General features: G+C 66.6%; 20 protein-coding genes. 7 read left to right on the top strand and 13 right to left on the bottom strand.

Annotated elements, in window-relative coordinates; translation table 11 throughout:
- Positions 1-19: 19 nt before the first annotated feature.
- The 5 genes from AC1ZV1_RS00290 to AC1ZV1_RS00270 all read right to left on the bottom strand — a co-directional run bounded on the left by AC1ZV1_RS00290 (position 20) and on the right by AC1ZV1_RS00270 (position 2,493).
- Positions 20-262 (bottom strand): DUF1161 domain-containing protein, encoded by a 243-nt coding sequence (locus AC1ZV1_RS00290; RefSeq protein ID WP_484297676.1) that lies wholly within the window; start codon positions 260-262, stop codon positions 20-22.
- Positions 263-347: 85 nt separating this feature from the next.
- On the bottom strand, positions 348-770 hold the full coding sequence (locus AC1ZV1_RS00285) for an OsmC family protein (RefSeq protein WP_484295020.1): 423 nt from the start codon (positions 768-770) through the stop codon (positions 348-350).
- A gap of 153 nt (positions 771-923) precedes the next feature.
- A complete protein-coding gene (locus AC1ZV1_RS00280) occupies positions 924-1,145 on the bottom strand; it encodes a DUF1161 domain-containing protein (RefSeq protein WP_024763675.1) in 222 nt (73 codons plus the stop codon).
- A 132-nt stretch (positions 1,146-1,277) separates the two neighbouring features.
- Positions 1,278-1,493, bottom strand: coding sequence for a dodecin (locus AC1ZV1_RS00275; RefSeq protein ID WP_017518905.1), 216 nt, complete (start codon positions 1,491-1,493; stop codon positions 1,278-1,280).
- Between the two features lie 103 nt (positions 1,494-1,596).
- Positions 1,597-2,493 carry a LysR family transcriptional regulator gene (locus AC1ZV1_RS00270; RefSeq protein WP_484295019.1) on the bottom strand — a complete coding sequence of 299 codons (897 nt, stop codon included), beginning with the start codon at positions 2,491-2,493 and terminating at the stop codon, positions 1,597-1,599.
- A 157-nt stretch (positions 2,494-2,650) separates the two neighbouring features.
- Between AC1ZV1_RS00270 and trpB the strand changes: the two genes are divergently transcribed.
- Both trpB and trpA read left to right on the top strand, forming a co-directional pair.
- Complete coding sequence (gene trpB / locus AC1ZV1_RS00265) at positions 2,651-3,859, top strand: tryptophan synthase subunit beta (protein WP_484295018.1); 1,209 nt, start codon at positions 2,651-2,653, stop codon at positions 3,857-3,859.
- On the top strand, positions 3,856-4,662 hold the full coding sequence (trpA, locus tag AC1ZV1_RS00260) for a tryptophan synthase subunit alpha (RefSeq protein WP_484295017.1): 807 nt from the start codon (positions 3,856-3,858) through the stop codon (positions 4,660-4,662). Before trpB ends, trpA begins: the two co-directional genes overlap by 4 nt.
- Before the next feature lie 143 nt (positions 4,663-4,805).
- On the opposite strand, the gene AC1ZV1_RS00255 is transcribed toward trpA, so the two are convergent.
- Positions 4,806-6,314: a YdgA family protein gene (locus AC1ZV1_RS00255; protein ID WP_484295016.1), complete on the bottom strand. Its 1,509-nt coding sequence runs from the start codon at positions 6,312-6,314 to the stop codon at positions 4,806-4,808.
- A gap of 189 nt (positions 6,315-6,503) precedes the next feature.
- Here AC1ZV1_RS00255 and gloA2 point away from each other — a divergent pair, with 189 nt between their 5' ends.
- The gene (gene gloA2, locus AC1ZV1_RS00250) at positions 6,504-6,890 is read left to right on the top strand and encodes an SMU1112c/YaeR family gloxylase I-like metalloprotein (protein WP_484295015.1); all 387 of its coding nucleotides are present in this window, start codon (positions 6,504-6,506) and stop codon (positions 6,888-6,890) included.
- 31 nt (positions 6,891-6,921) lie between these two features.
- Here the strand turns inward: gloA2 and AC1ZV1_RS00245 are convergent, their stop codons facing one another.
- Entirely contained in the window at positions 6,922-7,863 is a 942-nt protein-coding gene (locus tag AC1ZV1_RS00245; protein ID WP_017518899.1) for an AraC family transcriptional regulator, read from the bottom strand.
- 311 nt (positions 7,864-8,174) lie between these two features.
- Between AC1ZV1_RS00245 and AC1ZV1_RS00240 the strand changes: the two genes are divergently transcribed.
- Positions 8,175-8,492 carry an antibiotic biosynthesis monooxygenase family protein gene (locus AC1ZV1_RS00240; RefSeq protein WP_484295014.1) on the top strand — a complete coding sequence of 106 codons (318 nt, stop codon included), beginning with the start codon at positions 8,175-8,177 and terminating at the stop codon, positions 8,490-8,492.
- A gap of 28 nt (positions 8,493-8,520) precedes the next feature.
- On the opposite strand, the gene AC1ZV1_RS00235 is transcribed toward AC1ZV1_RS00240, so the two are convergent.
- The 5 genes from AC1ZV1_RS00235 to AC1ZV1_RS00215 form a co-directional block, all read right to left on the bottom strand.
- Positions 8,521-10,905 (bottom strand): TonB-dependent receptor, encoded by a 2,385-nt coding sequence (locus AC1ZV1_RS00235; RefSeq protein ID WP_484295013.1) that lies wholly within the window; start codon positions 10,903-10,905, stop codon positions 8,521-8,523.
- 267 nt (positions 10,906-11,172) lie between these two features.
- A complete protein-coding gene (locus tag AC1ZV1_RS00230; protein ID WP_484295012.1) occupies positions 11,173-12,111 on the bottom strand; it encodes a FecR family protein in 939 nt (312 codons plus the stop codon).
- Positions 12,108-12,629, bottom strand: a complete 522-nt coding sequence (locus tag AC1ZV1_RS00225; RefSeq protein ID WP_484295011.1) for a sigma-70 family RNA polymerase sigma factor — start codon at positions 12,627-12,629, stop codon at positions 12,108-12,110. Before AC1ZV1_RS00225 ends, AC1ZV1_RS00230 begins: the two co-directional genes overlap by 4 nt.
- A gap of 103 nt (positions 12,630-12,732) precedes the next feature.
- Entirely contained in the window at positions 12,733-13,071 is a 339-nt protein-coding gene (locus AC1ZV1_RS00220) for a DOPA 4,5-dioxygenase family protein (RefSeq protein ID WP_484295010.1), read from the bottom strand.
- A complete protein-coding gene (locus AC1ZV1_RS00215) occupies positions 13,068-13,964 on the bottom strand; it encodes a choline sulfate utilization transcriptional regulator (RefSeq protein WP_484295009.1) in 897 nt (298 codons plus the stop codon). The genes AC1ZV1_RS00220 and AC1ZV1_RS00215 overlap by 4 nt, the downstream gene beginning before the upstream one ends.
- 129 nt (positions 13,965-14,093) lie before the next feature.
- On the opposite strand from AC1ZV1_RS00215, the gene betC reads away from it, so the two are divergent.
- Genes betC through AC1ZV1_RS00200 form a run of 3 tightly spaced genes read left to right on the top strand, consistent with a single transcriptional unit; the run spans position 14,094 to position 18,150 of the window.
- Positions 14,094-15,611 (top strand): choline-sulfatase, encoded by a 1,518-nt coding sequence (gene betC, locus AC1ZV1_RS00210; protein ID WP_484295008.1) that lies wholly within the window; start codon positions 14,094-14,096, stop codon positions 15,609-15,611.
- 30 nt (positions 15,612-15,641) lie between these two features.
- On the top strand, positions 15,642-16,583 hold the full coding sequence (gene choX / locus AC1ZV1_RS00205; protein ID WP_484295007.1) for a choline ABC transporter substrate-binding protein: 942 nt from the start codon (positions 15,642-15,644) through the stop codon (positions 16,581-16,583).
- 7 nt (positions 16,584-16,590) lie between these two features.
- Positions 16,591-18,150 (top strand): SulP family inorganic anion transporter, encoded by a 1,560-nt coding sequence (locus AC1ZV1_RS00200; protein WP_484295006.1) that lies wholly within the window; start codon positions 16,591-16,593, stop codon positions 18,148-18,150.
- Positions 18,151-18,278: 128 nt separating this feature from the next.
- Here AC1ZV1_RS00200 and aroE read toward each other — a convergent pair whose 3' ends face one another.
- On the bottom strand, positions 18,279-19,100 hold the full coding sequence (aroE, locus tag AC1ZV1_RS00195) for a shikimate dehydrogenase (RefSeq protein ID WP_484295005.1): 822 nt from the start codon (positions 19,098-19,100) through the stop codon (positions 18,279-18,281).
- Positions 19,101-19,258: the final 158 nt, after the last annotated feature.

The following is a 19,258-nucleotide window of genomic DNA, read 5'->3' as shown; positions in this document are numbered from 1 at the left end:
GCCCGGTCGAGCGCCGCGCTCAGCTGTCGTTCTTCTGATAAATGATCCGCCGCTGGCCGTTGTCGCAGGTGCCGACCACCATGTTCGGGTCCTTCACCTCGGACTTGTCCACGATCTCCAGGGTATAGGAGGTCACCCCGGCGGCCTGGATCTTGGTCTCGATCTCGGCCTTGAGCTCTTCGCAGGGTTTCACCGCCGCCCAGCTCGCGCCGCTCGCCAGCAGCACCGCCACGCCCGTCGCCACGGCCCACTTCATCGTCATCATCACAGTCCCTCGTCAAAGCCCCACGGCGGGGCACCCTATCCTAACGGTGGACCATCACCGGAGGACAGAGTGCCCGGCCGGCCTACTCGAGGCTGGCGTCGAGGGTAATGCGCGCGTTGAGCACCCGCGAGACCGGGCAGCCGGCCTTGGCCTTGTCGGCGATGGCCTGGAAGGTCTGTGCGTCGGTGCCCGGCACCTTGGCCTTGAGGGTCAGGTGCACGGCGGTGATGGTGAAACCGTCGGTGAGTTTTTCCAGGCTGACCTCGGCCTGGGTTTCGATGCTCTCGGCGGTCAGGCCGGCCTCGCCAAGCATCATCGACAGCGCCATGGAGAAGCAGCCGGCGTGGGCCGCGCCGATCAGTTCTTCCGGGTTGGTGCCCGGAGCGCCTTCGAAGCGGGTGTTGAAGCCGTAGGGCTGGTCCTTGAGTGCGCCGCTTTCGGTGGAGATCGTGCCCTTGCCGTCCTTCAAACCGCCTTGCCAGTGAGCCGATGCCGATTTCTTCATGTCGCGTCCTCCGCGTGGATTGCAGTCAGGACGTTCGAGAGCTGCGCCATGGCCAGGGTTCAGCTTTTCTAAGAGGCTCTTCCTACCGGCAGCAAGTGCCATGAAAAAGGCCGGGCCCCTCGCGGAGCCCGGCCTCGATTCACATCCAGGCGCTTACTTGGAGTAAACGATTTCCTTGGTACCGCCTTCACAGGAGCCGACGACTTGCTTGCCGCCCGCGCTGCCCTTGTCGACGACCTCCAGGTTGAACGAGGCGACGCCTTTGGCCTTGATCTTCGCCTCGATCTCCGATTTCAGCTCTTCGCACGGCTTGCCGGCAGCCATCGCATGGCCCGCCAGGGCGAAGATCCCCACAGCCAACAGGAACTTCTTCATCGGTAACGCTCCCTCGTCGTTCACAGAAAAGGCCCGAACGGGCCGGAAAACCGGGCTACCCCGGTGCGCACATCCACGCGCCGCACCAGCATGGCAGCGTCGCGTGACAAAAAAAGCCGATCCGCTCGCGGTTTAGCTGTTGGCGATGCGGAAACCGACCTTGATGGTGACCTGGTAATGTCCGACCGCGCCGTTCTCGATGTGCCCACGGGTGTCCACCACCTCGAACCACTCCAGGAAGTCGATACTCTTGGCCGCTTCGGCCAGCGCGTTGTTGATCGCATCCTCGATGCTGGTGCGCGAGGAGCCGACCAGCTCGATCTTCTTGTAGGTGTGGTGATTGGACATAGCCGCTCTCCTCAGGTCATGGCGCCGCACAAGCAGAATGCCAGCGCGCTCAATGGACAGTAGTAGAGGGGTGGACCCAGGGCAAACGGGTGCAGTTCAGTCTTTACGCGCGGCCGTTCAGCTCGGCCTGCAACCAGTGCGCCAGGCGTTCGGCGCGCGGGTCGGCGCGACGCTCGGGAACCCACAGCGCCAGCCGCGCAGTGGTCTCGACGAAGCCCCAGGGCGCGGACAGGCGGCCGGCGGCGAGATCGTCGGCTACCAGTTGCTGCGGCGCGATGGCCACGCCAAGTCCCGCCACCGCCGCCTCCAGCAGGTAGTAAAGGTGCTCGAAACCCTGACCGAGCTTCAGCCGCGCCGGGTCGAGGCCATGGCGCGCGGCCCATTCCGGCCAGGCCTGCGGGCGCGAGACGGTGTGCAGCAGCGCCTCGCCCAGCAACGCCTCGGCGGGCGCCGCGCGCAGTTGCTCGAAGCGCGCGGAGCGCGGGCTGAGGACCGGGCCGATGCGCTCCACTGCCAGCTCCAGCACGCGCATGTCCGTTGGCCAGGGCGGGGCGGCAAAGCACAGGGTGGCGTCGAGGCCGCCCCGGCGCGGATCGAGATCGCCGTCGCTGGCGGAGAGCTGCAGGCGCAGGTCGGGCAGGTCACGGTTCAGGCGATCCAGGCGCGGAATGAACCAGCGCGCCAGCAGGCTGCCGGGGCAGCCGAGAACGAACGGCGCATCGCCGCCGGCCTGGCGGCGCAGCTCGGCGCAGACGCTGCGCAGGCGTTCGAAGGACTCGCTGGCCACCTCGCTCAGACGAATACCGGCATCGGTGAGTTTTACGCCGCGACCCTCCTTGACGAACAGGGTCACGCCCAACTCCTCCTCCAGCAGACGAATCTGCCGACTGATCGCTCCATGGGTGACGTTCAGCTCATCCGCTGCGGCACTCATGCCACGCAGACGCGCGGCGGCCTCGAAGGCGCGCAGGGCATTGAGCGGCGGAAGGTCTCGGCTCATGGCGATCTATCCGTGAGTTTTACTGACAGGTTGTGGCGATCTTATCGCTTTTCCACGCCATCACACAGCCGTATCCTGAGCCCAATCTGCAGGAGCGGACCCTGTCCGCGATCACGCCCACCGGGCGCCTGCACCACGACACCAGAGGAGCCTTCCCATGTCCACACTGCGCACCGGTCCAGACGCCAAGGGCCTGTTCGGCAGCTTCGGCGGCCAGTACGTCGCCGAGACCCTGATGCCGCTGATCCACGACCTGGCCCGCGAATACGAGAAGGCCAAGGACGATCCGGCGTTCCAGAAAGAGCTGGCCTACTTCCAGCGCGACTACGTCGGCCGCCCGAGCCCCCTCTACTTCGCCGAGCGCCTGACCGAGCACTGCGGCGGCGCGAAGATCTACCTCAAGCGCGAAGAGCTGAACCACACCGGCGCGCACAAGATCAACAACTGCATCGGCCAGATCCTCCTGGCCAAGCGCATGGGCAAGCAACGCATCATCGCCGAGACCGGCGCCGGCATGCACGGCGTGGCCACCGCCACCGTGGCCGCGCGCTTCGGCCTGCAGTGCGTGATCTACATGGGCACCACCGACATCGATCGCCAGCAGGCGAACGTGTTCCGCATGAAGCTCCTCGGCGCCGAGGTGATCCCGGTCACCGCCGGCACCGGCACCCTGAAGGATGCGATGAACGAAGCCCTGCGCGACTGGGTGACCAACGTCGACAGCACCTTCTACCTGATCGGCACCGTGGCCGGCCCGCACCCGTATCCGGCGATGGTCCGCGACTTCCAGGCGGTCATCGGCAAGGAAACCCGCGAGCAACTGGCCGAGAAGGAAGGGCGCCTGCCCGATTCGCTGGTCGCCTGCATCGGCGGCGGCTCCAACGCCATGGGCCTGTTCCACCCCTTCCTCGATGACCAGAGCGTGAAGATCATCGGCGTCGAAGCCGCCGGTCACGGCATCGAGACCGGCAAGCACGCAGCCAGCCTGAATGGCGGCGTGCCGGGCGTGCTGCACGGCAACCGCACCTTCCTGCTGCAGGACGAGGACGGCCAGATCATCGACGCGCACTCCATCTCCGCCGGCCTGGACTACCCCGGTATCGGCCCGGAACACGCGTGGCTGCATGACATCGGTCGCGTCGAGTACACCTCGATCACCGACCACGAAGCGCTGCAGGCCTTCCACCAGTGCTGCCGCCTGGAGGGCATTATCCCCGCGCTGGAGTCCTCCCACGCGCTGGCCGAAGTCTTCAAGCGCGCGCCGAACCTGCCCGAGGACCACATCATGGTGGTGAACCTGTCCGGTCGTGGCGACAAGGACATGCAGACCGTCATGCACCACATGCAACAGGAGCCGCAAGCATGAGCCGCCTGCAGACCCGCTTCGCCGAACTCAAAGAGCAGAACCGCGCCGCCCTGGTGACCTTCATCACCGCTGGCGACCCAGGCTACTCGACCTCGCTGGACATCCTCAAGGGCCTGCCCGAAGCCGGCGCCGACGTGATCGAGCTGGGCATGCCGTTCACCGATCCGATGGCGGACGGCCCGGCGATCCAGCTGGCCAACATCCGCGCCCTGGGCAACGGCCAGAACCTGGCCAAGACCCTGAAGATGGTCCGCGAATTCCGCCAGGACAACACCACCACGCCGCTGGTGCTGATGGGCTACTTCAACCCGATCCACTACTACGGCGTGGACAGGTTCATTGCCGACGCGAAGGACGCCGGTGTCGACGGCCTGATCGTCGTGGACCTGCCACCGGAGCACAACGAAGACCTCTGCCATCCGGCCCAGGCCGCGGGCATCGACTTCATCCGCCTGACCACCCCGACCACCGATGACCAGCGCCTGCCGACCGTGCTCGAGGGCAGCTCGGGCTTCGTCTACTACGTCTCGGTGGCCGGCGTGACCGGCGCTGGCGCAGCGACCCTGGACCACGTCGAGGAAGCCGTGGCGCGGCTGCGCCGCCACACCGACCTGCCGGTCTCCATCGGTTTCGGCATCCGCACCCCGGAACACGCGGCGAGCATCGCCCGCCTGGCCGATGGCGTGGTGGTGGGTTCGGCGCTGATCGACAAGATCGCGGAGGCCACCAGCTCCGCCGATGCGGTGCAGAGCGTGCTCGGCCTGTGCCGCCAACTGGCCGAAGGTGTGCGTAGCGCCCGCTGAGACTGCGGTGCCGCTCTTGGCACCCTCTCCCTGAAGGGAGAGGGCGGGGGAGAGGGTAAGCTCTCGTACCGAACGTCCCCGTGAAAGAGGCACGCACAAAAAAGCCCGGCGAATGCCGGGCTTTTTTTCGTTTCAGGCGAGGCTTATTCCACGCTCTCTTCCTGCGGCTCTTCTTCGCCACCAGCAGCCGGGCCGCCCAGGCCCAGGCCTTGCGCGGAGCCCATGGCGAAGGCCATGAATTCCGGCACGCTCATGTCCTTGCCGTTGAACTTCACCTGATCGTTGGCGTAAGCCAGCGAGCTGGACAGCGCATTGCCGTCGAGCACAGCCCACTGCGAGTTCAGGGCCATGCCGCTGAACAGATCGGTCATGGCGTCGGACTGCTGCTTGAGCGCCACCGGGTCGACGCTGCCAGCGGCTTCGCCACCCAACGAACCCTGCAGGGCGACGATGTCGCCGATCACGGCCTTGTCCACCTTCAGGTCGGCCTTGAGCGCGGCCAGGATGCTGCGGGCCATCTCGTCAGGCGTGGCAGCGGCGGCATCGGGCTTGCGCAGGTCGACCGACAGCGACGCCTTGGCCACGCCGTGGGTGGTCTGCAGGGACAGCTCGTCCAGCGACAGCACCGGCGAGCCTTCCAGCAGGGCCAGGCCGAGTTTCTTCAGCTCTTCTTCCTGCGCCGGGGTCAGCTCGGTGCTTTCCAGGCTGTCCAGCGCCATCTTGCTGTAGGTTTCCTTGAAGGTCTTGAGCACGCCTTCATCCAGGTTGCGCAGGCTCAGGTCGAGCTTTGCGCCGCCGATTTCCTGGCCTTGCACCACGACCTTGCCGATGCGGTAGGAGACGCTCTGGTCCAGGCCCTTGCCGCCCTGCTTGAGCACTTCCTCGACCACGGCTTCACGCAGTTCGACTTCCGGCGCGCCCGGCGACTTGATGTTCAGGCTCTTGATGGTGGCGGAGCTGGGGCCGAGGGCGAAGCCGTTGGCATTTTCCTTCTTGTCGCCCTGCAGACCCAGGTCACGCAGCTGCACATGCGCCAGCTCGCCGGTGTTCTCGTCGGTGAAGTCCAGGTCGACCTCGGCGAGGTTGCCCACGGCGCTCACGTCCTTCTTGTTGCCCGAGACGCTGAAAGCCAGCTTGATCGGCGAGAGGCGCAGCTTGTCGCTGTCCTTGGCGAATTCCAGGGGCGCGGTTTCGACGTTGCCTTCCTGCTTCTGGTCGTAGTGGATGGTCAGGTCGCCGAACAGCGGCGCCTTGCCGCCGGCAGCGGTGAACAACGGGGCGGTGAGCTCGTTCTGCTCGAGGGCGAAATGGCTCTGCGCCATGACCGGCGCCAGTTGGCCGGCCGCCAGGCGCGAGGCCGGGAAGGGACCATGTTCGAGGCGGTCGGTGAAGACCAGGACCTGGGGCGCTTCGCCTTCCTTGCCGGTGAAGGAGAGGTTATAGCGCGCGGTGCTGGAGAACAGGCCGCGCTGGATGTCCACCAGGGTCAGGTGGGCGCCCAGGCCGGGGGCTTCCTGCTGGAACAGTTCGTTGGCTTCGGTGATGCCGCGATTCACTTCCTGCTCGACGCGGCTGCCGGTGTACCAGGCGCCGGCAACGGCGGCGCCGACGATGGCGACGGGAATGGCGATGGCCAGGGCGGTCTTTTTCATGCTGAGTCCTTTCAAGTGCGGCCGTACGGGGACGTCCTGTCGACCGTTTATGGGAGTGGGCGGCGGGATGCTAGCAGGCGCACTGCCATCACTCCAGCGCCGCAGGCGACCGACTTCACAGCGCCAGCATTGACCCTCGGGGCACGGCTGTCAGGATAGAGCGCTCCGACTGCCCGAGAAGCTCCCGCCATGGCCCTGCTGCACAGCCTCCATCATGTCGCCCTGATCTGCTCGGACTACCCGCGCTCGAAGCACTTCTACACCCAGATACTGGGCCTGAAGGTGGTCGCCGAGACCTACCGCACGGCGCGCGATTCCTGGAAGCTCGACCTGGAGCTGGGTGAGGCGCGGCTGGAGCTGTTCTCCTTCCCCGGCGCCCCGGCGCGGCCGTCCTATCCGGAGGCGCAGGGCCTGCGTCACCTGGCGTTTGCGGTGGATGATCTGGAGAGCGCCGTGGCCCACCTGCAGAACCACGGCGTAGCCTGCGAGCCGATCCGCGACGATGAGCTGACCGGCAAGCGCTTCACCTTCTTCGCCGACCCGGACAACCTGCCGCTGGAGCTTTACGAGCGCTGATGGTGAAGAGGCTTTCCCTGTAGGAGCCTCGTCAGGCCGGCACCGCCTCGCTACCCAGCGCGCCGCGCAGGCTCGCCAGGTCGCGCAGCGGCGGCGCGCCGAACAGGCGGCTGTATTCGCGGCTGAACTGCGACGGACTTTCATAGCCGACGCGATGTCCGGCCACCGCCACTTCCAGCCCTTCCGACAACATCAGCCGCCGTGCTTCCTGCAGGCGTAGCTGCTTCTGGTACTGCAACGGGCTCAGCGCGGTCACTTCCTTGAAGCGGTGGTGCAGGGTCGAGACGCTAAGGTTCACCTCGCGGGCCAGGTCCTCGATGCGCAGGGACTTGTCGTAGTTGCGGTTGAGCCATTCGATGGCGCGGGTGACGCGGTGGGTCTGGCTGTCAGTCATCGCCAGGTCGTGCAGCAGATGGCCCTGGGGACCACGCAGCAGGCGGTAGAGGATTTCACGAACGAACAGCGGCGCCAGCATCTCGATGTCGCGCGGAGTGTCCAGCAGACGCATCAGGCGCAGCAGGGCGTCGAGCACGGTGCAGTCCACGCGCTGCAGGTAGATGCCACGGCTGGCCGGGCGCGGCGCACTGCCAGCGAGACCCGCCTCGGCAATCAAGCGGGTCAGCTCGCCGGGGTCGATGTCCAGGCGGATGGACAGGTAGGGTTTATCCGGCGAGGCCTCGATCACCTGGCCGGACACCGGCAGCGTTACCGACACCACCAGCAGGTTGAGCTCGTCGTAGCGATAGACCTCGCTGCCCAGGCGCACTTCCTTGCAGCCCTGCGCGATCACGCACAGGGCCGGGCGGTAGAGCGTCGGCATGCGGCCTTCGCTGGGGCTGTCGTTACGCGCGACCAGCAGCGAATCGATGGCGGTTTCGAAGACACCTTCGCCCTGGCAGTGGCGCTGGATGATGTCGGCCAGTTCCTGGCGGCCGGCGGCAATGGGATCGAAGGCGGGAACGGACTGGGACATGCACGGGACCTCCAGTGACGGCGCACGAAGCTTACGCCCACGGCACATGCGCGCGTGTGACAGTAAGGCAGCCGCTGGAGGATCAGGCAAGCAATCGGCAGGATTGGACAAGCGGCGCTCGCGTCGGGTCGCGCACCGTGGCGGTGCAAGGGCCGGAAACACCCCGTTTCAGAAGGCGACGAAAGCCCCGCAGAATCAGGCAAGAAGGCGACAGCATCCGGATAACGCCCGGGGCTGGCCACGCCGTACGCTTCCTGTCAGTCGTCCGAGGAGCCACTTCGGACGTCTTCCTGTAATGCGGAGGACAGGACATGCACTGGCAGACACCCATCGAACACGAATTGCAGATCCATCCCCGGCTGGGACACGAGGCGGAGCTGGGCGCACTCATCGACGACCTGGTCGACGGCGCACGCCGCGCGCCGGGTTGCCTGCGCTGCCAACTGGTCGCCCCGGAGAATGGCCAGCCGTGGCGGCTGCAGGGCAGCTGGAAGAACGAGGAGGCGCTGCTGGACTATTTCGCCGAACCCTCGTTGCAGCTGCTCGGCGAGGTGCTTTTATGCCACTGCCGAAGCCTCAGCGGCGGCATAGTGGAAACCCTCGATCAGGCCACCGGAAAGGTGGCCTGAGTTTTTCCGGTAGAGAGCCGTCAGGCCCTCAGTATTCCAGGCTCCAGCCCAGGGTGAAGGTGCGGCCACGGCCCTGGTAGTCATACAGATAGGCCGGCCCGTAGGTCGGCGAATAGAACAGCGCGGCACGCTGGCCCCAGACGGTGCTGTACTGCTTGTCCAGCAGGTTCTGGATACCGGCGCTGAAGGTGCCGAAAGCGGTCTTCTGCTCGCCCATCAGGTCGAAGGTGGTGTAGCCGTCGATCTCGTGGTCCGCATCATCCTTCAGGTTGAACGCATGCTGGCCCTGCAGGCGGGCGCTGCGGGTACCGTCGCTCCAGCCGACGAATGCGGTGGACTTGGACAGCGACGCATAGCGCGCATCGCGCTTGATCCAGTCACCGTCCGCATCCTCTTCTTCCGAGCGCACCAGGTGCAGCGTGGTGCCACCCTGCCAACCGCTCTCGAAGTAGCGGGTGACCGCGCCCTCGAAGCCGAAGTCGCGGCTCTTCTGGTCCTGCACGTCGATGGTCAGGGTCGCCTGGTCGGTGGTGATGATCTTGTCCGACCAGATGTAATACACCGCCGCCTGGGTCTGCCACTGCATGTCGCTGTAGCGCCAGCCGGTCTCGACCTGGCGGCTCTTGATGCCGGCCAGCGGGTTGTCGTCCACCGACAGGCCGGCCTTGCCGTAGTACTTGGCCGGGTCGGGCAGGTCGAAGCCTTCGCTGTAGTTGGTCCAGACCTGGTGGCCGTTCTTGAAATCGTAGATCGCGCCGAGGTTGAACAGGTTGACCTGGTAGTCGTTGCTGCCGCCGGGCACGCCTTTGAAATCGTCGACCTCGACGTCCATCTTCTGGTGGCGCGCGCCGCCGGAGAGGGTCAGGTTGTCGGTGGCCTTCCAGTCCAGCTGGCCGTAGACCGAAAGGCCGTCGACGATGTAGCTGGGGTAGCGCGGCGCGCTGCTGGCGGTTTCCAGGTCCAGGCCGCCGCTCTCGGAGGAGACGCGCTGGTCGAAGACCTTCTGCTCGGCGTTGAAGCGCTCGTGGTCGAAGTCCACGCCATAGGTGAACTTGAGCGAATCCCACTGCTTGCTGAACAGGCCCTTGAGGCCGCTGACCTCAAAGTTCTGCTGCGAGGCGGCGAAGTACACGCCCTTGGAGCCGGTGGGCTTGCCGGTGTTGTAGTAGGGGAAGGGATAGAAGTTGTCGTCTTCCTTGCGGTAGTAGGCCTGCAGGTAGAAATCCTGGTCCAGCAGGTTGCTGTGGTGGTAGTTGGCGTTGAGCAGCACGCGGCGGGTGCGCGGCTCGAGGTCGGTGTCCATGCCGCTGCGGATCTCGGCGTCTTCCAGGTTCGACGGCGCCTGGTACTTCAGGTTGGGAAAGTAGATGCCGGTGCTGCCGTCGTTACCCGAGTCGTAGTACTGCGCCAGCAGGTCGAGGCTCTGCTCGTCGGTGAACTGCGCAGTGAGGTTGCCCATGACGTCGACGGTGCGGTTGTACTGCAGGTCGGTCTGGGTGTTGTCGATGAAGATCTGGTTGCCGGCGCCGTCGTAGAAGGCTTCGTTCTTCTCCGCCGAAATCCCCAGGCGGCCAACCACGCTGTCGTTGCCGCCGCTGATGGACTGCGCGGCGCGGGTCGACAGGTCGTCGCTGTTGTTGAAGCCGCTGCTGGCGCCCAGCTGCGTCTCGAAGCGCGTATCGCCGGCCGCGCCCTTCTTGGTGATGATGTTGATGATGCCGCCGGTGGCGCCACCGCCATAGATGGCGCTGGCGCCGGAGAGCACCTCGATGCGCTCGACGTTGAACGGCGAGATGCTGTCGAACTGGCGCGACAGGCCGCGCGAGCTGTTCTGGCTGACGCCGTCGATCATCACCAGCACGTTGCGTCCGCGCATGTTCTGGCCGTAGTTGGTGCGTCCTTCCGGCGCCAGGTCGAGGCCCGGGACCAGCTTGCCGACGGCTTCCTTGAGGCTGACGCCGGTGTCCAGCTGCTCGCGCAGCTGGGTCTGGTCGACGACCCAGACGGTGCCGGGAATCGAGCTGATCTCGGTGGGCGTACGCGCCGCCACGCTGATCTGCATCGGTGCCAGGCTCAGGGCTGCAGAGTCGTCCTTCTCGCGCTTGAGCAGCACGGTGCGCTCATCGGTGAAGCGCCAGCTCACGCCACTGCCGGAGAGCAGCCGGTTAAGCGCCTCCTCGGTGCTGTAGGTGCCGTCCAGTCCTTCGCTCTGCAGGCCCTGGATGTCCTCGGAGTTGAACAGCAGGTGCAGCCCGGCCTGGTCGGCGAACTGGGTCAGTGCGCTGTCCAGGCTGCGCGGAGCGATGTGCAGTTCGACGGCGGCGGAACCGGCCGCATGGACCAGAGGAGCGGCGGCGCCGAGCAGGGAAGCCAGCAACAGCGCGCGGTGCAACGGGGAAGGACGGTAATGCATGCGGGAGAAATCCGTTCTTGTGGGGTCAGGGTCGCGTATTGAGAATTCTTCGCGTTCCTGCCTACGACGAAACGGCCAGGCAAACCTTGCAGTGCTAAATGCAAAAAATTTTCATTTTCTTGAAACGGCCGGCTCTGCGGCTTCCCGTACGTGCAGTAGCGAGCTATCCAGCAGCGGGCGCAGGTCGAATGGGTGGAGCGGAGCGATACCCATGCTGATCGTGCACGGCATGGGTATCGCTTCGCTCCACGCGCGAGCAGTCTCCGATCAGGCTTTGGGCGCGGGACGAATCAGCACCAGCCAGGGCAGGTGAGTCACGCTCACCGGCTGCAACCGCTCCAGGGTCTTGAGCAGCGCGCCGGGGTCCTGCAGGTCGAACACGCCGCTGACCTTGTGCTGGCGCAGCGCGCTGTCGGTCAGCACGATGCGGCCGGGCAGGTAGCGCTCCAACTCATCGAGCACCTCGCCCAGCGGGCGCTGGTTGAAGATCAGCTTGCCGCGTTGCCAGGCGCTGGCGCTGGACAGGTCCAGCGGCTGCACCGGCTCGGGGGCGGCGCTGTCGCGATAGCTCAGGCGCTCGCCGGCGGACAACCGCACCGGCGCACTGCCGGCACTGTTCACCTGGACCACGCCCTCGGTCACGTCCACGCGCACCTGTGACCCTCGGCTGTCCACATCGAAACGCGTCCCCACGGCGCGCACTTCGCCACCCCTGGCTTCGACGATGAAGGGGCGCGACGGATCCTTGGCCACCTCGAACAACGCCTCGCCGCCGTGCAGGCGCAGGCGCCGCTGCTGCGGCCCGAAGTCGACGGACAGCGCGCTGTCGCTGTTCAGCCAGACGCGGCTGCCATCGGCCAACTCCAGCAATCGCCGCTCGCCGGTGCGGGTCGCGTAGTCGGCATACAGGCCGGCCAGCGGCTCGGGCAGGGCGATGGTGACGGCAATCGCCGCGATACAAGCCGCCGCGGCCAGTGCCAACCAGCGGCGCGAACGTCGAGCGCGGCCGCGATAATCTTCCGCAGCGCGGGTTTCCGGCAGGGCGCCCCATAAGGCCTCGGCCTCACGTGCCGCGCGCTCGTGCTCCGCGCTCTGCCCGCGCCAGCGCAGGAACTCCATGCGCTCGGCGGCTCCGGCGCTGCCCGAGTGCAGCTGCACCAGGCGCTCGATGGCCTCGTCGGAGAGAGACGCCTCCACACGGTTCATGGCGTGCCCTCCTGGCGCTGCGCCCAGTCGCGGCAATGGCGCATGGCCTGGACGATGTACTTGCCCACCATGCTCTCGGACACGCCCAGACGCTGGGCAATCTGCGCGTGGGTGAGGCCGTCCAGGCGGTTCATCAGCAGGGCGTCGCGCGCCTTGGGCGGCAACTGGTCGAGGGCCGCATCCAGGTGCTCGAGCGCTTCGTGGGCGAGCAGGCGGTGCTCCAGCCCCGACGCGGGGTCGCTCAGGTCATTGGCAGCGGTTTCGTCGACGTGCAGCTCGGCCAGCCGCCCCTCGCGGCGCAGGTTGTCGATGGCGATGTTGCCGGCGACGCGGAACAAGTAGGCACGTGGGTCCTGCACCTCGGCGTCGGCGGGGTGGTCGGCCAGGCGCAGCCAGGTGTCCTGGGCAACGTCGGCGGCGCGCTGCTGGTCCCCCAGCCTGCGGGCGAGGAAGCGCATCAGGTCCGCGTAATGCGCCTGGAAGCTCTGCAGCAGGGAGGAGGAGGCGAAGCGCCGCATGATGGCCGAAATACCCCGAAAAACCGGCCAACGTCTGTCAGGCCGATGCGAAGGGTGGGCAGCATACACCGAATCGAGAATTATTATCGAATGCAAAAAAGTGTCAGCTCGTGAACTGCGAGAGGTCCAGCGGCCGCGCGTCGCCCAGCCACATGCCGTAGTCACGGTGATCGCGCAGGTCATTACCGGTGTTGGGATGGACGAAGATCACCAGGCCGTCGCGATTGAGCGCCAGCCACGGCACCAGGGTGGCGAAGGTGGCGTTGTCGAAGGCCAGCTGGCAGCTCCAGTCCGGGTGCGGACCGACCGGCCGCTCGTGCACGCGGCCCATCGTCGCGCCGAAGCGGCGCGCCGCCTCCTCGCACAGCGCCCGGGCGCGTGAGAGGCTGCGGGCATCGAAATAGACGTGAGCGTGGAAGTCGTGAATCGGGGTGTCGGTCATCGGTCCTGCTCCAGTTCCGCCTGCAGCCAGTCGACGAAACGCTGCACCAGGCGCATCCGCCGTTTGCGCTCGGGCAGCACGGCGTAATAGCCGAAGCGCGATTCCAGCGATTCGGCGATGGGCCGGCACAGTAACCCCTGCTCCAGCAGTTCGTCGACCAGATGCCGCCAGCCGATGGCCACGCCCTGGCCCGCAATGGCTGCCTGGATCAGCAGGGTGTAGTTATCGAAGCGCAGGCCGGCCGGGGCCGGCGCCGAGTCGATACCGAGCTGGCGATAGACGCCGGCCCAGTCGAACCAGCGGCTGGAAGCTTCGGGCTTGAGGTGCAGTGTAGGCAAGGCAGTGAGCGCCTGGGGTGACAGCGGCAGCTCCCGGTCTTCTACCAGGCGCGGGCTGCACACCGGAAAGACCTCCTCGCTGAACAGGCGCAACGCCTCGCCATGCTTGAAGCGACCGTCGCCGAAGGCGATGGCCACATCGATATCGCTGCGCAGGGCAATCGGGCTGCGGTCGCTGCTGATCAGACCGACGTCCAGCTCCGGATGGGCCTGGCGGAAGCGCGGCAGGCGTGGCATCAGCCAGTACGCGGCGAAGGCGAAGTCGGTGGCGACCTGCAGCACCTCGTGGGGATGTTTCGCGGTGACCGCGGCGATACCCGCATCGATGCTCTCCAACCCGGCCTGAACGTGCTGCTGCAGCACCTGTCCACTTTCGGTGAGGGCGATGCCCCGGTGGATGCGGTCGAACAGGCGCACGGCGAGGAGCTTCTCCAGGCGCTTGATCTGTTGGCTGACCGCCGGCTGGGTGGTGCCCAGCTCACCGGCGGCGGCGGTGAAGCTGAGCAGCCGCGCGGCGGACTCGAACACGCGCAGCAGTTCCAGCGGCACGCTCATGGCTCGCCATCGCATAAGCAGGTGTTATCCGAAGCATGTCGCGCCATGCGCTTTACCCCCTACCCAGCAGCCAACAGACTCGTACCGCACAGCATCCCATAACAGCGCCAACAGGATAAGCCCAACGCCATGAAGCGCCAGCGCCCGAACATCCTCTTCATCATGGCCGACCAGATGGCCGCGCCGCTCCTGCCTTTCTACGACGCCCAGTCGCCGATCAAGCTGCCCCATCTCTCGCGCCTCGCCGGTGAAGGCGTGGTGTTCGATTCGGCCTACTGCAACAGCCCGCTCTGCGCACCCTCGCGCTTTACCCTGGTAAGCGGCCAGCTGCCGACGAAGATCGGCGCCTGGGACAACGCCGCCGACTTTGCCGCGGATATTCCCACCTACGCGCACTACCTCCGCCGCCTGGGCTACCGCACCGCACTGTCGGGCAAGATGCACTTCTGCGGCCCGGACCAGTTGCACGGCTACGAGGAGCGCCTGACCAGCGACATCTATCCCGCCGACTACGGCTGGGCCGTGAACTGGGACGAGCCGGACGTGCGCCCGAGCTGGTACCACAACATGTCCTCGGTACTCCAGGCCGGTCCGTGCGTGCGTACCAACCAGCTCGACTTCGATGAGGAAGTGGTGTTCAAGGCGCGCCAGTACCTCTACGACCATGTGCGCGAACACCCCGAGCAGCCGTTCTGCCTCACCGTGTCCATGACCCACCCGCATGACCCCTACACCATCCCGCGCGAGTACTGGGACCTGTACCGCGACGAGGACATCCCGCTGCCCTCGGTCGCGATCGCCCAGGACGAGCAGGACCCGCACTCGCAGCGCCTGCTCAAGGTGATCGACCTGTGGGGCCAGGAAATGCCCGATGAGAAGGTGCGCGCCGCGCGCCGCGCCTACTTTGGCGCGTGCAGCTATGTGGATGCGCAGATCGGCGCGCTGCTGCGCACCCTGGAAGATTGCGGCCTGTCCGAGGACACCCTGATCGTGTTCTCCGGCGACCACGGCGACATGCTTGGCGAGCGTGGCCTCTGGTACAAGATGCACTGGTTCGAGATGGCCGCCCGCGTGCCGCTGCTGGTGCACGCGCCCAAGCGATTCGCTCCGCATCGGGTCAGCCAGTCGGTGTCCACCGTCGACCTGCTGCCGACCCTCGTCGAGTTGGCTGGCGGCCAGCTCGAACCCGGCGTCGAGCTCGATGGCCGCTCGCTGCTGCCGCACCTGCAAGGCGTTGGCGGCCACGACGAGGTGATCGGCGAATACACCGCCGAAGGCACCGTCAGCCCGCTGATGATGATTCGCCGCGGCGACTTCAAGTTCATCTACTCCGAACAGGATCCGTGCCTGCTGTTCGACGTCGCCCATGACCCTCGCGAGCTGCAGAACCTCATGGATTCGCCGGCCCACGCCAATCGGGCACGCGACCTGCTGGGCGAAGCCCGCGCGCGCTGGGATGTTCCGGCCATCACCCGGCAGGTGCTCGCCAGCCAGCGCCGCCGCCGGCTGGTGGCCGACGCGCTGACCCATGGCACGCTGAAAAGCTGGGACCACCAGCCCATGGTCGACGCCAGCCAGCAGTACATGCGCAACCACATCGACCTCGACGATCTGGAGCGCCGCGCCCGCTATCCGCAACCGACATAACAACCACAACACGCCGAAGGGGTAGGGAGCATGAACAAGCGATTCACCGTATCAAGAGCATCCGCGATATTGCTGGCCGGCGCCCTGGCGCTGAGCGGCCCGCAGGCCTGGGCCGACGATGAAGCCTGCAGCACGGTGAAGCTGGCCGATCCGGGCTGGACCGATATCGCCGTCACCAACGGCATCGCCGCCTTTCTCCTCGACGGCCTGGGCTACCAGGTGAAGATCGACACCCTGTCGGTGCCCATTACCTATGGCGGCCTGCGCGATGGCCAGGTGGACGCCTTCCTCGGCAACTGGATGCCGGCGCAGCAGGGCTTCTACGACCAGTTCATCGCCAGCAGGCAGGTCACCCAGCTGGCGAAGAACCTCCAGGGCACCGAGTTCACCCTGGCCGTGCCCACCTATGTGTGGAACGCCGGGGTGAAGACCTTCGCCGATCTGGACCAGCATGCCGACCAGTTCAACAAGAAAATCTACGGCATCGGTTCCGGCGCGCCGGCCAACCTGTCGATCCAGAAGATGATCACGGGCGACGAGTTCGGCCTGGGTGACTGGAAGCTGGTGGAGTCCAGCGAGCAGGCGATGCTCGCCGAGGTCGGTCGCGCGGTGAAGCGCGAACGCTGGGTGGTGTTCCTCGGCTGGACGCCGCACCCGATGAACGTGAAGTACGACATGAAGTACCTCACCGGCGGCGAGAAGTACTTCGGCAGCACCGGCAGCGTGTTCACCGTGACCCGCAACGGCTACGCCGAGCAGTGCCCGAACAGCGGCAAGCTACTGGCCAATCTGTCCTTCGACCTGAAGATGGAGAACGCCATCATGGCCGAAGTGCTGGAGAAGAACGTGAAGAACCCCGACGCGGTGAAGACCTGGATCAAGGCCAATCCGCAGCGCCTCGACACCTGGCTGCAGGGCGTAAAGACCCGCGACGGCGGCGATGCGCAGGCCGCCGTGAAGGCCAAGCTGTAAGCCGTCGATGGAACGCCTGATCCGCCTGCTGCCGTTCCTCGCCTGGCTGCCCCAGGTCAGCGCGCGCGACCTGCGCCGCGACCTGGGCGTCGGCCTGTCCGGCGCGGTACTCGCGCTACCGCAGTCCATGGCCTATGCGCTGATTGCCGGGTTGCCGGCGGAATACGGACTCTACACGGCCATGCTGCCGGTACTGATCGCCTGCCTGTGGGGCTCGTCGAAACACATGGTCGGCGGGCCGACGGCAGCGATCTCGGTGGTGCTGTTCACCGCCATCACCCCGCTGGCGCCGCCGGGCAGCGCGTCGTTCATCCAGTACGCGCTGCTGCTGACCTTCCTCGCCGGGCTGTTCCAGTGGCTGCTGGGGATGCTGCGCTTCGGCGTACTGGTGAACTTCGTCTCGCACTCGGTGCTGCTCGGCTTCACCTGCGGCGCCGCGCTGGTGATCGTGATCGGCCAGTTGCCCTACCTGTTCGGCATCACCGCGGGTGGGCAGGGCACAGCGCTGACCAGCGCCGCCGCACTCTGGTGGAAGCTACCGCAGTTCCACGGGCCCTCGCTGCTGGTGGGGCTGTTCAGCCTGGCGCTGAGCCTGATCGTGAAGCGCCTGTGGCGGCGCGGGCCGGCGCTGCTGGTCGGTCTGTTCGGCGCCGGCGCGCTGGTCTGGGCGATGCCGACCACCTTTGCCGAGGTCGCCCGGGTGGCAGCCTTCCGCAGCGCACTGCCGCCGCTCAGCCCACTGTCACTCGACCTCTCCGCCATCGCCCAATTGCTCCCCGCCGCCGTGGCCTGCGGCATGCTCGGGCTGGTCACCAGCCTGTCCATCGCACGCGCGCTGGCCACTCGCTCCCACCAGGCGCTGGACGCCAACCAGGAAGTCCGCGCGCAGGGGCTGTCCAACCTGATCGGGCCGTGGCTGTCGGGCACCCTGTCCGCCGGCTCCTTCACCCGCTCCGGGCTGAACCAGGATGCCGGTGCACGCACGCCGCTGGCCGGGGTCTTCTCGGCACTGTGGGTCGCACTGCTGGCGGTGGCGGGCGCCGGGTTGATCACCCACATTCCGCTGCCGGCCATGGCCGCCGGCATCCTGCTGATCTGCTGGAACCTGGTCGATCGCCCGGCCCTGCGCGCACTGTGGACGGGGAGCCGCGCGGAGTCCCTGGTCATGCTGCTGACCCTGGCCGCGACCTTGCTGCTACCGCTGCAGAATGCCATCTACGCCGGCGTGCTGGCCTCGCTGTTCTTCTACCTCAAGCGCACCTCGCAGCCGCGCGTGCAGCAATGGGCGAGGGAAGACGAGGAAGTGCTACGCATCGAGGGCTCGATCTTCTTCGGCGCCTGCGATTACCTGCAGAAGCGGATGCAGCACAGCCGCGGCGCACGCCTGGTGCTGGACGCCCACCACGTGAACTTCATCGACTTCGCCGGTGCGCAGATGCTCCAGCAGGAGGCCCGCCGCCTCGCCAGCGAAGGCCGCAGCCTGGTGCTGCGCAACGCCCGGCCACGGGTACGCGCGGAGCTGGAAAAGCAGATGGGGAGGGGCGGCGCGTTGCTGGTCGAGGAGTGAGGCACGATCCCCATCAATGCGCAGACTGCTTTTCGCAGGAGCGAGCTTGCTCGCGAACGAATTCCCGGTGGCTCAGGTGCCAAGCGGTTCGCGAGCAAGCTCGCACCTACAAGAGCCTGCGCGAAATCTCAGCCCTTGAGCTGACGGCGCAACGCGTCCAGCACCGGCGCCGAGTCCGGGCGTACGCCGCGCCACAACAGGAAGGCTTCCGCCGCCTGCTCGACCAGCATGCCCAGCCCGTCGATGCAGCGCGCCGCGCCCTGTTCGGCAGCCCAGCGGTTGAAGGCCGTCACATCCTTGCCGTACATCATGTCGTAGCAGACGGTGTGTCCCGGCTTGATCAGCGCCGGATCGATGGGTGGCAGCTCGCCGGCCAGGGAGGCCGAGGTGCCGTTGACGATCAGGTCGAACGGCTCGGCGCGCAGGTCGAAACCGCCACCGCTCACCTCGCCGAGATCCCTGAATTTCGTTGCCAGTTGCTCGGCCTTCGAGGCCGTGCGGTTGGCGATGACAATGCAGGCCGGCTGCTGCCCGAGGAAGGGCTCGAGGATGCCGCGCACCGCGCCACCGGCTCCCAGCACCAGGATGCGTGCGCCGCGCAGGACGACGCCGTGGTTCGCCGTCAGGTCGCGGGTCAGCCCGGCGCCGTCGGTGTTGTCGCCCAGCAGACCGCCGCCGTCGAGCCTCTTCAGGGTATTCACCGCACCGGCCCGGCGCGCGCGCTCGCTCAGCTCGGTCGCCAGGCGGTAGGCGTCTTCCTTGAACGGCACGGTGACGTTGCCGCCCAAGCCTTCGGCGAAGAACTCGCGGGCGTTCCCGGCGAAGTCGTCCAGCGGCGCCAGCCGCGTGTCATAGCTCAGCGCCTGGCCGGTCTGCTCGGCGAACAGACGGTGAATCTGCGGCGACTTGCTGTGGCCGATGGGGTTGCCGAAGACGCAGTAGCGGTCCATTCAGAATCCTGGGGCGTGAAATACAAGAAGGCGCAGAGAGTGCGACTTTTCGGTTTGGGTGCCAAGCCATGTTCGCGAGCAAGCTCGCTCCTACGAAGAGCGGTCCGGCTCGCGGGCTTTTAGTAGGAGCGAGCCTGCTCGCGAACCGCCCGGAAGAC

Source organism: Pseudomonas sp. BB438, assembly GCF_057180225.1.
This window is presented reverse-complemented; position numbering and strand designations above follow the sequence as displayed.